Below are 14,933 nucleotides of genomic sequence, written 5' to 3' on the forward strand. Positions count from 1 at the left end.
TACCTGAAGCGATCGTCCCGTTGCAGGGCATATTCAACAGTAAGGCTGTAGCAGCGGTGTTGCAGGGATCGGGCTGTGGTGCCAGGCTGAGCGATCCTGCGATTCAACGCTGAGCGCCGCAACCCATGAACATCGCAGCACAATCACCCCGATCGGCTGGTGTTGTTGAGTGAATTCAATTTCTGGCTACGATCCGCTGGAGTGCCCGTTTTTATGAAGCGTCTGATTCAAATCGCGAGCATGGTTTTGTTGGGGTCGATCGCGGTGGCCACCGTTGAAGATGTGGCCTCCGCCAGATCTGGAAACCTGGCCGGGCGCTGGTTCAACCAAATGGCCAGCCATTGGCAAGCGGGCAAACAACAATTGAGCCAAGTGGGCCAGGGCGATCGCCTCAGTTGCAACCTGGTTTCCGTGGGTCCCAAGCGCCAAATTACCCGACTTTGCGCAGCCCAAAGCCACCTGTAATCTGCGATCAAATCTGCGATCAAATTCTTTACGATCGCCGCACATTAATACAGCACCATTCCTGACGCTTCCACAACGTGGCCACAATCCAACCACTTTGTTCCAACGTGTCAGAAATGGCCTTGGCTTGATCTAACAAAATGCCACTCAACACTCCCCAAGTCTTTTGATGGCTAATTTGTTCTAATTGCGGAATCAAATCCACAATCACCTCCGCCAAAATATTGCAGAAAAAGCCATCCACTTTGCGATCGCCCAACATCTCTTGCAACTTCTCAAAAGATCCCTGCTCCAGATGAACTCGATCGGGCTGAATATGATTCAGCGAAATATTTTCTTGGGTTGCCCGCAAACATAGGGGATCAATATCCACCGCGTAGGCAGTTTTGGCCCCCACCAACAACGCCCCGATCGCCAAAATTCCCGATCCACAACCAATGTCTGCAACGATCTGCTCCGTGGGCTTGCCATCAAAGCGCATCTCCATCGATTCCATGCAGAGTTGCGTTGTGGGATGGGCCCCCGTGCCAAAGGCAACCCCCGGATCCAAACGCACTACTACCCGCTTACCCGCTTCCGGCACATCCAACCAAGCCGGACAAATCAAGAACTGATCGCCCACTTCTTGCGGCTGCCAATGTTCTTTCCAACTGCTCGACCAGTCCTCTTCATCAATCAAATTCCATTTGACCGTTGGTTCAGGCAAATTGGCCAAAATGGCATCTTGGCGTAACCAAAGCGCCAGGGCAGAAAGATCTAAGAGTTGCGCCTGCTCTTGGGGCAAATAGGCGGAAATCAAACAATTCTTGCCTTTATATTGGCTAGAGGTGCCTCGGCAACCAAAATCTTGAGTTCGCCAATAAACGGTGTCTTCGAGTAATGGGTGGCAGCGAATGTTGATTTCCCACCAACTATTAGCCATGGATCAAGTCCTGAAGGGGCGCTGTTGAATTTCTGTCGCTTCATTGTCCCATGGCCCTTGCGATTCCTCAGGCATCAGGCATTAAACATTAACCAGAATTCATTAACCAGAATTGAGCAGAATCAAGATCCAGCAGGATTAATCAGCATGAACCAGAATTAAGCAGGATTGATTAAGACCAATGACCGATGAGGAGTCCAAAGAGGAGTCCAGCGGGGTGATGATGGGCAACTCACCCATAACTGCCATCGTAATTGCCATGACCGGCAACCGCGATTATGGGCGATCAAACAAAAAACAATCGATCGCTCCCCACTGATCCGCCAGTCCGCCGCAATTTCGGTTGATAATGGCAAGCGGTGTTCCATCGCCATCCACCGGTCGTGCGCCCAGCCACCGACTTGTTTAACGCGGCGATCGCCCACACGCGATGCCCAGTGCAACCACCAACGGAGACCGATCGATCCTATGACCCGGATTGAAACCAAAACCGAACCGATGGTCGTGAACATGGGCCCCCATCACCCGTCCATGCACGGCGTGTTGCGGCTCATCGTCACCCTCGACGGCGAAAACGTCATCGACTGCGAACCCGTCATTGGCTATCTCCATCGCGGCATGGAGAAAATCGCCGAAAACCGCACCAACATCATGTTCGTGCCCTACGTCAGTCGGTGGGACTACGCCGCCGGGATGTTCAACGAAGCAATCACGGTTAACGCTCCCGAAAAGCTCGCCGGCATTGAAGTGCCCCGCCGCGCCAGCTACATCCGCATGATCATGCTGGAGCTGAACCGAATCGCCAACCACCTGCTGTGGCTTGGCCCCTTCCTGGCCGATGTGGGTGCGCAAACCCCCTTCTTCTACATCTTCCGCGAACGGGAGATGATCTATGACCTGTGGGAAGCCGCCACGGGCGCACGCCTGATCAACAACAACTATTTCCGCATGGGCGGCGTGGCCGCTGACTTGCCCTACGGTTGGATCGACAAGTGCCGCGACTTCTGCAACTACTTCGCGCCCAAAATCGACGAATACGAAAAACTGATCACCAATAACCCGATCTTCCGCCGCCGCGTGGAAGGTATTGGCACGATCAGCCGCGAAGAAGCAATCAACTGGGGTCTCTCGGGCCCGATGCTGCGCGGTTCGGGTGTGAAGTGGGACTTGCGGAAAGTTGACCACTACGAGTGTTACGACGAACTGGACTGGGATGTGCAGTGGGAAACCGGCGGCGACTGCTTCGCTCGCTACCTGGTGCGGGTGCGGGAAATGCGCGAGTCGAACAAGATGCTCTTGCAAGCGCTGGATCAGATCCCGGGCGGCCCCTACGAAAACCTGGAAGCCCAACGGATGCTGGGCGGGCCAAAGTCCGAATGGAACGGCTTTGATTATCAATTCATTGGCAAGAAGCTGGCTCCCACGTTCAAGATTCCCAAGGGCGAACATTATGTGCGCCTCGAAAGCGGCAAGGGCGAACTGGGTGTGTTCATCGTGGGTGATGACAATGTGTTCCCCTGGCGCTTCAAGATCAAGGCTCCGGACTTCACCAATTTGCAAATCCTGCCGCACTTGCTGAAGGGCGTGAAGGTGGCGGATATCATGGCGATTCTGGGCAGCATCGACGTGATTATGGGATCGGTCGATCGCTAAATTTGCCAACCCATTTGCATTCCAATTGAATTCCAATTAAATTCTGAGCGAGGTCGTCCTTTGAGATGATCTCGCTTTTTTAATGGCCTTTTTCAATGGCTTTTTTCAATAGCTTGATTGGTGCTACCACAGGCCGGGGATTGGCTCAGAAGAACCTCGACCCAGAACGGTGAGCGATCGAATTTCAAATTCGTATTGGGTGCGATCGGCTCCGGGGCCAGTGCTGCGCCGCAACGTCCCCACGGTACTGTAAGACCGATCGAGGCTCCAGGCTTGATCCTCAAGTCGGGCACTTTCCCAACGAATGATGCGATCGACCTGACCGCCCGGGCGCAAGGTCAGTTGTTCAACACCCGTACACCGCAAATTGCTAAGGGCTAGCCATTGAGACCCCGCTCGCAATCCGGCGGGCCCCTGGCAGCGATTGCAATCTCGCTGGTCACCGGGCTGGGCGCTGCTGGGAAAAGGACAGGCCATGCGGGTACAGCCGATCGCCCCTTGCGGATCCGGGCTGGGTTGCAAACGGCCCTGCACTTCAATGAGTCGATCCACCCACCGTTGCGGATTGGCTAACAGATCCGCGATCGGGACAAGCTCCACTCGCCGTTCCTTGACCTGAATCGGTTGTTTGGTTGAATCCGGCAGCACAGCCCGATCGCCCGCCAGGGCCACGCCGCTGGTACAGAGCAGCACGGAGAGCAAGGCGGCCCGCCCAAGGAAATGTTTGAACAAGGCTGGATCCTGGAACATCAATCTGGTTTCTAAGCAATCTGGTTTCTGAATCCTGTTTCAAGGGCGATCTCAACCCAAGGAATCGGCCCTTGGCCGAGGCTGCGATCGCCCTAGGGGGCTAGCCGTCAAACATGGTGGCAATCAGGTCTGCAAACCGCTCAAACACCACATTTCGCCGCACTTTCATGGTTTGGGTCAACAGACCATTTTCGATCGACAGGGGTTCCGCCAAAAAACGAAAGGTGCTGATCCGTTCCTCGGCTTTGTAGCCGGGGCGATTTTTCACTTCCCGTGCCAACTCATCTCGAATCAAGGCCTGTACCCGATCGCTTTGGAGATCTACCGAATCAAGCCCCTGTTCTGCGGCCCAAGCGGCGATCGCCTCCTGGTTGGGCACAATCAAAGCCCCGAGCGTCTTTTGGTCTTGACCCACCAACACAACTTGGCTGATGTAGGGACTGCGAATGCAGGCATCCTCGATCGGCTGGGGTTCAATATTTTCCCCATTGGTTAGGACGATCGTGTCCTTGGCTCGCCCGGTGATGGTGATGTCCCCGATCGGCGACAGCCAACCCAAATCTCCCGTATCAAACCAGCCTTCCGAGTCGATCGCCTTCGCCGTTGCCTCCGGCTTGCCAAAGTAACCCGCCATAATCTGTGGGCCCCGGGCCACAATTAGGCCTTTGTCGCCCACCGGGAGCGGCTGGCGGGTTTCAAGATCAACCGATCGCAGCTCCGTGGCCGGCAGCGGCAGCCCAGAAGTTCCCCGCAAATTTCGCCAGTTGCGCCGCACCGTCAGCACCGGGGAAGTCTCCGTCAGACCATAGCCCACCAGCACATTCACCCCCACAATTTCAAAGAACATTTCCAGGTGGGTTGCCAAGGAACCGCCGCCACTGATGGCATATTGCAGCTCGCCCCCGGTGGCCTGCCGAATTTTTTGATACACCAGTCGATCGCCCAAGCGGTGCAGCGGCCAATGGGCGATCGCCCGTGCCCCTGCCAGCAGTTTTTCCAAACCTGCTGCCGGTTTCGATCGTAACTCCAGCCCTTGCCAGCGGCGCTTGGCCCGCACGTAGCGCTCACTGAACCCCAAAAAGGTTTGGGCAATTTTTTGGGTACTGGCCGGTTGGGATTGGAATTGCTTTTGCACCCCTTCATAAATTGACTCCCAAAGACGCGGCACCGCCATCATGTATTGAGGCCGATGGGTTTTCAGATCGGCCTTGAGCTGGCGAATGTTGGTGTAAACCAAAACGCAACCTTGACAGAGCAAGTAATAGTCCCCGATGCGGCCAAAGGAGTGCCAAGTGGGCAGCAGGGTCAACACCCGATCGCCCGCTTGAGGAGCCACCACCGTTCGGAATGCACTGAGCTGATAGAGATAGTTCCCATGGGACAACATCACCCCTTTCGGTTGCCCCGTGGTTCCGGAGGTATAGATCAGCGTGGCTAGGGTTTTTGGATCCTGTTGGGGTGGTTGCCAGGGGTGAGTTTTCAGGCGATCGCGTCCCCGCTCCAGCAACGCCACAAAATTCAAAAGCAACACATCATCCCCGATCGCGCCCGATCGCACCGGCTCCTCATCCGACAACAACACGATCGCCACTAAAGGCAAATCTCCCAGGCGATCGGCCAACCGATTCAGCGTCTTTTGATTCTCAACAATCAAGAGCCGCGCCTCACTGTCCGCCAGGATGTAGCGCAACTCCTCCGTTTCCGCCAAAGAACTCCGCACCGCATTGGCAAACCCCGCCGCCATCGTGCCCTGATCCGCCACAAACCACCGAGCACTATTGTCCGCAAACAGCGCAACCCGAGGCGGCACAACCAATCCCGCCTCCTCCCGCGCACTGGCATCCTCAGGACTCAGCAGCGTTTGCAGTCCCGCCGCAAACGTTTGCAGATATTCCAGCAGTTCCGCAAAATTCAGCTCCAGCGCTGGTGACGAGTGGCGATCGCGCAGGGCCGGCAACGTGCCAAAGCGTTGGGCTGCCCGCACCCACACCTGAGTCAAATTTTGTGCGCCCGAATAGTCCACGGCACGGCCCATCTGGGCCCGATCCTGGGGAAATAGCTCCGATTCGGCAAAGGCAGAAGCAATCATGGCAAAGGGGTGCTAAAACAGGCGATCAACAAAGCAACACAACCCTATCGGGTCATTTGCCGCTTCAGCAACTCCCCTCAGGCGATTGGATAAATGTCCCCCTTGCCCACAACCAACTCAACCATTGCTTCAGGCCAGTGATTCAAAATGCCACCCAAGGCCAACCCCGAAAACGCCATCTTCTAACCGAGAACACTCTATTTAGGTGGACCTTGAGCAGAGTATTTATTAGACAAATGATTTAACCTAAAATTCATCAAAAACAACTTTAAGTGATATACACTGGGCGTGATGCCTGATGGGCAAAAAATTCAGTATTTTCCTCCTCAGGTTATCCAGTCAACCCATTATCGCTGAATTTAAATCCTCCATGGAATACAGTCTCAGCCAATTTACAGATACAGTTCCTGACTCCGATCGTTCGCTACTAGACCGCTCAAGCCCACCTGCCCATATGACTCCCGACCAGGAGTACTGGCGCAAATATGGCTATGTTGTTGTTGAAAATCTTATTCCACACGATCTAATAGATCGCTACTGTGAGAGATTTGTTCAAGACACTCTAAGTGTTGGCAAGATTGGCTACCTTAGCCCAACCCCCTATCTGGAAGTGGATGAAATTAAGAATCTTTGTCTTTATCCACCACTTTTAGAAAAAATGCGGGAACTCATTGGTCATGAAATGGCCATGCACCTGAACTTGACCAACTGGAAATCTACTCAGCGTAATTGGCATCAGGATGACTACCTAAACCCGATGGGTGTGAATGCCCACTATGCAGGTGTTTGGTTTGCTTTGGACTATATCCATCCCGATGCGGGGCCGTTTGAATTTGTCCCTGGCTCCCATCGATGGGATGTATGTCGCATGGAAAAGGTACTCTCTGCATTGCCGCCGGAAGTGCGTCACGACCCAGATTGGCCATGGCACGCAGAAAAGATTCTCAATCCACTTTACGATGAGGAAATTATTCGCCAGGGCGCAAGACCAGTCACCTGGTGTGGCAAAAAGGGAGATGTGCTAATCTGGCACGCTTGGCTGCTGCATCGTGGCAGTTTCCCTAAAGATCCGGAAATTCTACGCCCTACGATCATCACACATTATTCCAGTGTGAATCATCGACCGGACATGCCCATCATTGCGGAATATTCCTCCTATAATCCGCCCGCAAAATATTTTGTTTTTGACCGTCCCTCGGAAGCAGAGCTGACCAACGCGCAGGGAGCACCTTCCAATTCCGATTCTGAATTGCCGGTGTCTGAACCATCAATCACAAACTCCACTCAAAACTCAAATTCAATGGTTCTCTTCTAAAGGTTTCGTCATGCTTCTTCAGGCTGATGACTCAGATTCGCTTATTCCTACCAGCCATTAGGCTGCTGTTTTTGACAAAACTTCAAGTCATTCGGATGGTAACCCAGTCAAGACTTGTTGAAATCAAGAGTCCAACTCAAGGGTTGTCAAAATGGTTCTAACTCCTGATATTGTGAAGCATTGGCCTATAGCTGGCTATGATTGAGCGTGTGATGGGGTTGGAGATAGGGTGAGCATACAGCCTTTACCTCGCTGAATAGGCAAAGTGATCTGCAAAGTAGACATTACCCAGCTACTGACTGCTTCAGGTCATCTGCAATATGACGAACCAATCGTTGTAGGTAAAGGCTGTATCTTAGTCGCAACTGCCCAAAGATTAGGCTGTTATCATTTTTAGCTGGTTTCATTTCTCTATGAAGATCCATCCTAATTCTGTTCTTAAGAAAGCACCGTTCTTTAAAATTGACCTCGGTTGTGGTGGATGCAAACGAGAAGGAACGATTGGCATCGATAGTTTTCCGCAGCCAGGTGTTGATTATGTCTTAAACCTAACGTCTGACCCTATTCCTCTGCCCGATCGAAGTGTTGACAAGGTTTACTCATCCCACTTTCTAGAGCATGTCCAAGACAATGATTGGACGGGGCACATTTTTCCGGAAATTAGTCGCGTCTGCATTTCTGGGGCGGAGTTAGAACTTTGGACTCCCTACAATTGGTCGAACTCTGCATTTATCATGGGGCATCGGAAATACATTAATGAAGATGATTATTTTCATTTATGTGTTTGGCATTATCAAGTTTGGGAAGCGACGCTCAAGGCGCGTTGGTTGTTGCGGGAAATTTGCTATGTGATTCCAACCGATGTGTTGGTTGATTTGCATCGTCATGGCGTGTCTTTGGATTTTGCGCTGCGCTATTTCAAAGGCATTGTTCAGGAAATTGGGGTTTTTATCGAAGTGCAGCACGACTATGATGGGCCGCCGGTTGAGCCAAAGCGGACTTTTGCCATTACCCGCGATTCTGAGCACTATCCTGTGAAACCCGATCGGGGCCCGGCGGAGTGGTCGGATGTGGAAGCGGCCATTCATGCTTTTCGGGGCTAGGCGCTGGATTGACCCCTAGATACGGTGGTGCGGCCGATCGCCAATTGCAGGTTAATGGGCCATTTTCCAGATGTTCGAGTTCAGTCCATGGCCAAATGTATTGAATCGAGAACTTCCTAATCCAATTCTGTGCTGACTGTTGCGATTCCGACCTATAACGGGGCCGATCGCCTGCCGATCGTCCTGGAGGCGTTGTTGGCCCAGGTGGAAACCCAGGCGATCGACTGGGAAATTTGGGTGATTGACAACAATAGCGACGATCGCACCCGAGAGGTGGTGGCCGCCTTCCAAGCGCGATCACCCAGAATTCATTGGGATCAAGAGCCACAACAGGGCGCGGCCTTTGCCCGGCAGCGGGCGATCGCGCGATCGGGTGCGGCTTGGGTGGCTTTTTTGGATGATGACACTGTGCCGGATCCCGATTGGGTGGCTCGGGTGTGGCAGTTTGCCCAGGGTGATTGGGTCGATCGAAACCTGGTGGGGGCTTTTGGGGGGCGCATCCTGCCGGTTTTGGAGGGGCCGGAGCCGGTGGGATTTGCACGGATTCGATCGCTCTTTGCCATTGTCGATCGGGGCGATCAGCCGTTTGTGTATGAGCCAGGGCGCGGCCTGTTGCCGCCTTCGGCGGGGTTGGTGGTGCGTCGGGCCGCTTGGTTGGCGGCCGTGCCACCTCGGTTAATTTTGGGCGGGCGAACGGGCAACACCTGGCTCACTTCCGAAGATCTGGAAGCGCTGGTCTATCTCCAACGAGCGGGCTACTCTGTGGCCTACTGCCCCGCCCTGCGCCTCAGTCACCGGCTGCCGGCAACTCGCTTCACGGCCGATTATCTCCGCTCTTTTGCTCAGGGAATTGGCTGGAGTCGCTATGTGGTGCGGCTGTTGCGGGTGGATCGATCGCGCCGATTCCTGATCCCGTGGTTCTATGGTTTGTCGGATTTGCGTCGGTTGTTGCGCTGGTGGCTGCAACATCCGGGGGGTTGGCGATCGAGAGATCCGGTGTTGGTTTGCGAGCGATCGCTCCTGATCAGCACCCTAACCAGTCCTTGGGTGATGGGTCGCTGGTTTCGCGATCGAGAGCAACGGGGCGATCGTCAAGTCATTGCCCGTGCGGCCCAACGGGCGGCCGGCTCGTCGCAGCCCTTGACTCCCCAAATTGCGATCGCGATTCCGATTTACAACGGAGCCGATCGACTGCCTGCCCTGTTTGATCGGCTCCAAGCTCTGGAGATTCCGCCCGGTTTGCGGTGGGAAATTTGGGCGATCGACAACAACAGCAGTGACGGTACGATCGCCCAACTGCGCCAAATTCAACAAACTTGGAACCGCTGCCCTTTACATATCAGCCAAGAACCACGCCAGGGAGCCGCCTTTGCCCGACAACGGGCCGTGCGGTTGACGGCGGCCCCTTGGGTGGCCTTTTTGGATGATGACAACTGGCCGGAACCGGACTGGCTACGGGAGGCAATCGCCTTTGCGGAGGCTCATCCTCAAGTCGGGGCCTTTGGGGGCAAGGTCTTGGGAGCCTACGCGATCGACCCGCCGCCGGCCCTGCGTGACTTGGAAGGCTATTTAGCCATTCGCAGCTATCCTGAGTTTGCCGATCGCCCCGGCCCCTTCCTGGTCCAGCAGTTGCGCCTCCCGCCCGCTGCGGCGTTGATTGTCAATCGAGCTGCTTGGTTGGCCACCGTGCCCCCGGAACCCCAATTAAGCGGGAAATTAGCCGGCCGCTTCGTGCAGGGGGATGATTATGAACCCTTGCTGTATCTGGCGCGGGCGGGCTGGGAAATTTGGTTTGCACCCCGCCTAAAAACCCATCACCAAATTCCCGCTTGGCGACTCGATCGCGCCTATCTCATTCGCCTGGCGCGGGCCTGTGGGTTGGCGACCTTTGCCCTCAAACGGATCATTACCCCCCCGATCGCCTGGCCCGGGTTGGCGCTGCGAATCATGGTTGCCAATGGCTACAAAGCGCTGAAGTTGCGATCCTTGCGCCAAGATGCCGATCTCTCGATCGCGCTGACTGCCACGGTGCGCCAAGCTTTTTTCTGGGGTTGTGCCCTCAGTCCCTTGGCGCAACTCCGATTGCCTAGACTTCGGAAGCCTAAGACCTAGGAGCGATCGATCAGAGAGCGAGGAGAGGGCTGCGAGTTATTAGGCTGTGAGTTATTAGAATCCTGAGAATCCTGGCTTTCGCGATCTTGCTGATCCACCGCATCAGGGCGCGACTCGATCGGGGAGTCCATCTCATCAGACCCAGAGGGCGAACCGGGGCGATCGGTTGGAGTTGGCGTAGATTCAGGAACCTCAGTCCCAGCGGGGCCACTCCCCGATCGTTCAACCCCTTGCTGACGAGCCTTATAGAAGGTTTCCAGACTGTTGCGATCGCCCACAAAGCGCCAATGCCAAGGTTCATAGGACACCCCTTGACGATTGCCCTCCGGAAACGACAACTCAAAATTAAACCGAGCCGCATGATCCGCCAGCCAGCGGAAAGCTCTCGTTCGTTCAAAGTTCTGATTCAAATTGGTTGAAGGCGCATTGGCATCCCCAATATCCACCGCGTAGCCCGTGTGGTGTTCGCTATAGCCGGGGGGCGCACTCACCTCAGCCCGCTTGGTAGCCGCTTGGTTGCGGGCAGCCTTGATGTTAAAAAACACGGACTGTTGTTGCTCCACGGAGCGAAACGCCGACAGCACCACCAAATTCACCCCATCCGCCCGAGCCGCAGCGGCCATGGAGCGATAGGCCCGAGCTGCCGATCGCCGCAATCGCATCTGGCCATCGTTACTAATGGGGCTAAGTTCCGATTGGGGTGCTTCTTCGTAGGGCAAATGGCCCAACAGGGAGTTGGGATCCGGCGTAGGGCTGGCGGGAGCCGTGGGGCTGGGGGTGCTACCGATCATTTGGTCTAAGCGTGCTTGCCAGGTATTGGGCAACTGTCGCGCTGACCAAAGGTAGGCAAAACCGCCCGCCGCGATCGCCCCAAGGCCCAACAATCCCCCCAAAATACCCAGCCAGGGCCGCCCCTGGGGCCGCGCCGGCCCATTCACCGCCTGTTGATTCGCATCGCGCACCGCTTCCGGCACTTCGGCACTGCCCATCACCGTCAGCAAGCCAGCTTCCAACTCTGAAGCGCGATCGGGGCGCGAGCGTTTTGACACTTGGGGGCCAACTCCCGCCGCCGAGGAAGGCTTGGCAGTTTGGTTCGATTCAGCCTTCTCAGCCCTATCCGAAGCATCCATACTGAACCACTGGGGCGCGTGCTAGACGATTGCAGCAAAAACTACGCCCCCATTCTAGGGATATTCATCCGCGCCATGGGCCCAAGACCAAAAAATCAGCCCTTATTTAACCCTCAGCCGGAAGTTGAACCGCAACCATAAGGGACTGATTGTTCAGGATCCCAGCGCGAGCACCGGAGTTGCGGAATTTGGATCAGGCTATTTCTGGGTGTTTGCTCTGTGCGTTAGCTTTAGGCGCTTAGAGGATGTTTGAAAAGTATCTTTTGGCCTGTGCCAAACACCAATAGTTGTGGGGGCAAGGGGCTTAAGCCCCTTGTCTACGTCGATCGCTGGAGCGGACAGAGTAGCAATTTTGGCTTTTCAGAGATCCTCTTATGGGTGGATGAACAGGCTATTTCTTTAGATTGAGTTAATTCTGCTAATTGAATAATGTTAATTTGCGAATTGTCCATTGGGTTAATGCTAATTTGGGGATTGCTAATTTTGTGAATTTCGAATTGGCGAGTACCAAGCTGGCTAGTATGAATTGAGTGCCTTCCTGGGTTGATCATGGTTCACCTAATCACTGATTCATGGCATCTGTGATGGAACCTAACCATGGTTTCAGGGAAAGGCTGCAATTGGGTGAATGCTCAAGGAATTGGGTTGGTGTCAATTCAATTCAATTAATGCCAATTCGATTAACATTCATTTAATCCGTGATTTCTGAAGAAAATGCTAGAAAATTTCCAGGTTTTTGAACAAGATTTATCAGCGGAAGCCCTAGCTGACTATCGCCAAGCCTCTGCCCTGGCGATCGATACGGAAACCATGGGCCTTAAACCCTGGCGCGATCGCCTCTGTTTGGTACAGATTTGTAATCCGGCGGGGCAAGTGGCCGTGGTGCGAATTGCCCGAGGGCAAACTGCCGCACCAAACCTGAAGCAGCTTTTGGAAAATGAGGTGATCGAGAAGGTTTTCCACTTTGCCCGTTTTGATGTGGCCATGTTGCAATACCACCTGGAGATTGCCACGAACCCCATTTTTTGCACCAAAATTGCTAGTAAATTAGCCCGTACCTACAGCCCCAAACATGGCCTCAAAGACCTGATTAATGAACTGGAAGGGGTGGAGTTGGATAAACGCCAGCAGAGTTCCGATTGGGGAAATGCGGTGAATTTATCGGTGGCGCAATTGGAATATGCTTCCAATGATGTGCGCTATTTGCTCAGTGCTCGGCAGAAATTAATGGCCATGTTGCAGCGTGAAGAGCGTTGGGAATTGGCCCAACAATGCTTTGTGGCTCTTCAAACGATCGTGCAACTCGATTTGCTGCAATACGAGAATATTTTCGAGCATTAAAGGCTGCGGTTGTTGCCCCTCATTTCTGCAAGCTAGGAGCGCTTAAATCAGGTTCAAGATTTCCTGGGCCGCCCGATCGGTTGCGCCGTCGCCCCCGAGCCGATCGCGCATGGCTTGGTAGTCCTGCTGAAGCTGGGCGGCCCGATCAGGTTGCAGCAGGGCGATCGCCTCTTGGGCAATTCGATCGGGGCTGGCCTGTTCCTGCATCAACTCCGGGACGATCGCCTGTTCGGCCACCAAATTGGGCGGCGACATGAACGTAATTGAAAACTTCAGCAGATGACGGGCAATCCAAGCGGTGATTGGACTCACTTTGTAAATCACCACCTGCGGCACTTTCAACAGCGCCAACTCCAAATTCACCGTGCCAGATTTGGTCAAGGCTAAGTCGGCGGCGGCCATGGCCAGCAGGCTATCACCGACAATTTCCGCCTGGAGACCAAATTCAGCGATCGCCTGTTCAATGGCGGGTCGGTAAGCGGGCAGAGAAACCGGAATCAAAAACCGAGCCTTGGGGTGATGATCCTGCACTTGGCGAGCGGCCGCAAAAAGGCTGGGCATCAAGAGTGTTAGCTCTTGGCGACGGGAAGCCGGCAGCAACACCACCGCCAATTCATCGGCGCTCAGTCCCCAATGTTGGCGGGCGGTAGCCCGATCGGGGGCTTGGGCCAAGCGATCGATTAACGGATGCCCAATCCACTTCACGGCGGCTCCGTAGCGCTGATAGTAGGTGGCTTCCTGGGGAAAAATTGCCAGAATCACATCCGTCAGCCCCACCACCTGCGTGGTGTTGCGATCGCCCAAAGACCACACCCACTCTTGGGGCGCAATGTAGTAAGCGGTGGGCACTTGGGGCAATTGGCGCTTAAAGAAATGGCCCATGGTCAAATTGGGGCCAATGTAGTCAATAAAAACGGCCACATCGGGCGGTTGCTGGCGGAGGGTGGCCTTGGTTTGCCATTGGAGCTTCAGGGTCGGAATGACGAAGGGCAGAGCTTCCCAAAGGCCGATCGAACCGATCGCACTCGTATCAAAAATCAGCCGGGCCCCCGCCGCCGCCATGCGCGGCCCCCCGAGCGCCGTAATTTCCAAAACCTGACCCCGAGCCGCGGCCGCTCGCTGCAAGGCCTGGATCAACAGGGCCCCCTGCAAGTCCCCGGACACTTCCCCCGTGCTCAGAAAAATCCGCAAAGGGCGATCGGGCGTTCCCAATTTAGTCATGGCTGCTGCGGTGGGGTTTGCGGCCGGTCATCGGGCCCCGCCGTCCCTCCTTAGACTGCTGCAAAAACCGAATCAAGTGTTGCAACGCTTCGCAGGAGGGCAGCAGCATTAGCTCCTCAAGGGCTTGCTCCAGCGTGGCCTCAGAACGATACAAAATCCGAAAGGCTTTGTTCAGGGTTTGGGTGGTCAGGCCGTTGTCTAGCTCGTCATAGCCGGCCCGCTTCAGCCCCACGCGGTTCAAGGTGCGCACCCGGCCGGGGCTGCCCTCCACCAACATAAACGGCGGCACGTCCCGATCGATCCGGCTCATGCCGCCGACCATGGCCAACCGGCCAATCTTGACAAATTGATGAACTCCCAACACGCCGCCAATGGTGGCCCGCGACTCGATCGTCACATGGCCCGCCAAGGCCACCCCATTGGCAATCACCACCCCATCTTCAATGAGGCAGTTGTGGGCCACGTGGCTGTAGGCCATCAACAGGTTTCCGTCCCCCACTTGGGTCACTTCCCCTTCGTGGGTGGCGCGGTTGATGGTCACGTATTCGCGAATTTTGTTGTCGTTGCCAATGATCGTTTGGCTGAGGGCCCCTTGATATTTGCGATCTTGAGGCTCTGTGCCGATCGCGGCTCCTGCAAAAATTTGGTTTCGTTCCCCCAAGGTGGTGTAACCGTCAAGGATCACATGGGGGCCAATCTGAGTTTCGGCCCCGATCGAAACGGCGGGGCCAATGACGGCATAGGGGCCGACTGTCACCGTGGGATGGAGTTCTGCGTCGGGATGAACGATCGCCGTCGGATGAATCGCTGCTTTCATGGGATCGGTGCGATC

General features: G+C 54.9%; 13 protein-coding genes and 1 pseudogene. 8 read left to right on the forward strand and 6 right to left on the reverse strand.

Going from position 1 to position 14,933, the window contains the following annotated elements; all coding sequences use genetic code 11:
- Positions 1-213: 213 nt before the first annotated feature.
- Entirely contained in the window at positions 214-465 is a 252-nt protein-coding gene (locus tag H6G52_RS14360; RefSeq protein WP_099533502.1) for a hypothetical protein, read from the forward strand.
- A 28-nt stretch (positions 466-493) separates the two neighbouring features.
- Here the strand turns inward: H6G52_RS14360 and prmA are convergent, their stop codons facing one another.
- The gene (gene prmA / locus H6G52_RS14365; protein WP_190529207.1) at positions 494-1,387 is read right to left on the reverse strand and encodes a 50S ribosomal protein L11 methyltransferase; all 894 of its coding nucleotides are present in this window, start codon (positions 1,385-1,387) and stop codon (positions 494-496) included.
- 181 nt (positions 1,388-1,568) lie between these two features.
- On the opposite strand from prmA, the gene H6G52_RS14370 reads away from it, so the two are divergent.
- Positions 1,569-1,706 carry a hypothetical protein gene (locus H6G52_RS14370; protein WP_190529209.1) on the forward strand — a complete coding sequence of 46 codons (138 nt, stop codon included), beginning with the start codon at positions 1,569-1,571 and terminating at the stop codon, positions 1,704-1,706.
- A 149-nt stretch (positions 1,707-1,855) separates the two neighbouring features.
- Positions 1,856-3,040, forward strand: coding sequence for an NAD(P)H-quinone oxidoreductase subunit H (locus tag H6G52_RS14375; protein WP_099533504.1), 1,185 nt, complete (start codon positions 1,856-1,858; stop codon positions 3,038-3,040).
- Between the two features lie 123 nt (positions 3,041-3,163).
- On the opposite strand, the gene H6G52_RS14380 is transcribed toward H6G52_RS14375, so the two are convergent.
- Both H6G52_RS14380 and H6G52_RS14385 read right to left on the reverse strand, forming a co-directional pair.
- Positions 3,164-3,772 (reverse strand): hypothetical protein, encoded by a 609-nt coding sequence (locus tag H6G52_RS14380; RefSeq protein WP_190529211.1) that lies wholly within the window; start codon positions 3,770-3,772, stop codon positions 3,164-3,166.
- A 118-nt stretch (positions 3,773-3,890) separates the two neighbouring features.
- Positions 3,891-5,879: a long-chain fatty acid--CoA ligase gene (locus tag H6G52_RS14385; protein WP_190529212.1), complete on the reverse strand. Its 1,989-nt coding sequence runs from the start codon at positions 5,877-5,879 to the stop codon at positions 3,891-3,893.
- A 370-nt stretch (positions 5,880-6,249) separates the two neighbouring features.
- On the opposite strand from H6G52_RS14385, the gene H6G52_RS14390 reads away from it, so the two are divergent.
- From H6G52_RS14390 to hpsE, 4 genes and pseudogenes are all read left to right on the forward strand, one after another.
- Positions 6,250-7,194, forward strand: a complete 945-nt coding sequence (locus H6G52_RS14390; protein ID WP_190529214.1) for a phytanoyl-CoA dioxygenase family protein — start codon at positions 6,250-6,252, stop codon at positions 7,192-7,194.
- A 413-nt stretch (positions 7,195-7,607) separates the two neighbouring features.
- Positions 7,608-7,868: pseudogene (locus H6G52_RS19145) on the forward strand (methyltransferase domain-containing protein); the annotation flags it as partial.
- Between the two features lie 60 nt (positions 7,869-7,928).
- Positions 7,929-8,297, forward strand: a complete 369-nt coding sequence (locus H6G52_RS18605) for a hypothetical protein (RefSeq protein ID WP_242026397.1) — start codon at positions 7,929-7,931, stop codon at positions 8,295-8,297.
- Between the two features lie 129 nt (positions 8,298-8,426).
- On the forward strand, positions 8,427-10,409 hold the full coding sequence (hpsE, locus tag H6G52_RS14400) for a hormogonium polysaccharide biosynthesis glycosyltransferase HpsE (protein WP_190529218.1): 1,983 nt from the start codon (positions 8,427-8,429) through the stop codon (positions 10,407-10,409).
- On the opposite strand, the gene H6G52_RS14405 is transcribed toward hpsE, so the two are convergent.
- Entirely contained in the window at positions 10,406-11,539 is a 1,134-nt protein-coding gene (locus H6G52_RS14405; RefSeq protein ID WP_242026398.1) for a D-alanyl-D-alanine carboxypeptidase family protein, read from the reverse strand. The genes hpsE and H6G52_RS14405 overlap by 4 nt on opposite strands.
- Before the next feature lie 714 nt (positions 11,540-12,253).
- Between H6G52_RS14405 and H6G52_RS14410 the strand changes: the two genes are divergently transcribed.
- The gene (locus H6G52_RS14410) at positions 12,254-12,880 is read left to right on the forward strand and encodes a ribonuclease D (RefSeq protein ID WP_190529220.1); all 627 of its coding nucleotides are present in this window, start codon (positions 12,254-12,256) and stop codon (positions 12,878-12,880) included.
- 42 nt (positions 12,881-12,922) lie between these two features.
- Here H6G52_RS14410 and lpxB read toward each other — a convergent pair whose 3' ends face one another.
- Together lpxB and lpxA are read right to left on the reverse strand one after the other, a co-directional pair.
- A complete protein-coding gene (lpxB, locus tag H6G52_RS14415; RefSeq protein ID WP_190529222.1) occupies positions 12,923-14,101 on the reverse strand; it encodes a lipid-A-disaccharide synthase in 1,179 nt (392 codons plus the stop codon).
- Complete coding sequence (gene lpxA, locus H6G52_RS14420) at positions 14,094-14,918, reverse strand: acyl-ACP--UDP-N-acetylglucosamine O-acyltransferase (RefSeq protein WP_190529253.1); 825 nt, start codon at positions 14,916-14,918, stop codon at positions 14,094-14,096. Before lpxA ends, lpxB begins: the two co-directional genes overlap by 8 nt.
- Between the last annotated feature and the right edge of the window lie 15 nt (positions 14,919-14,933).

The organism is Limnothrix sp. FACHB-881 (genome assembly GCF_014698135.1).
Lineage (GTDB): Bacteria > Cyanobacteriota > Cyanobacteriia > CACIAM-69d > CACIAM-69d > CACIAM-69d.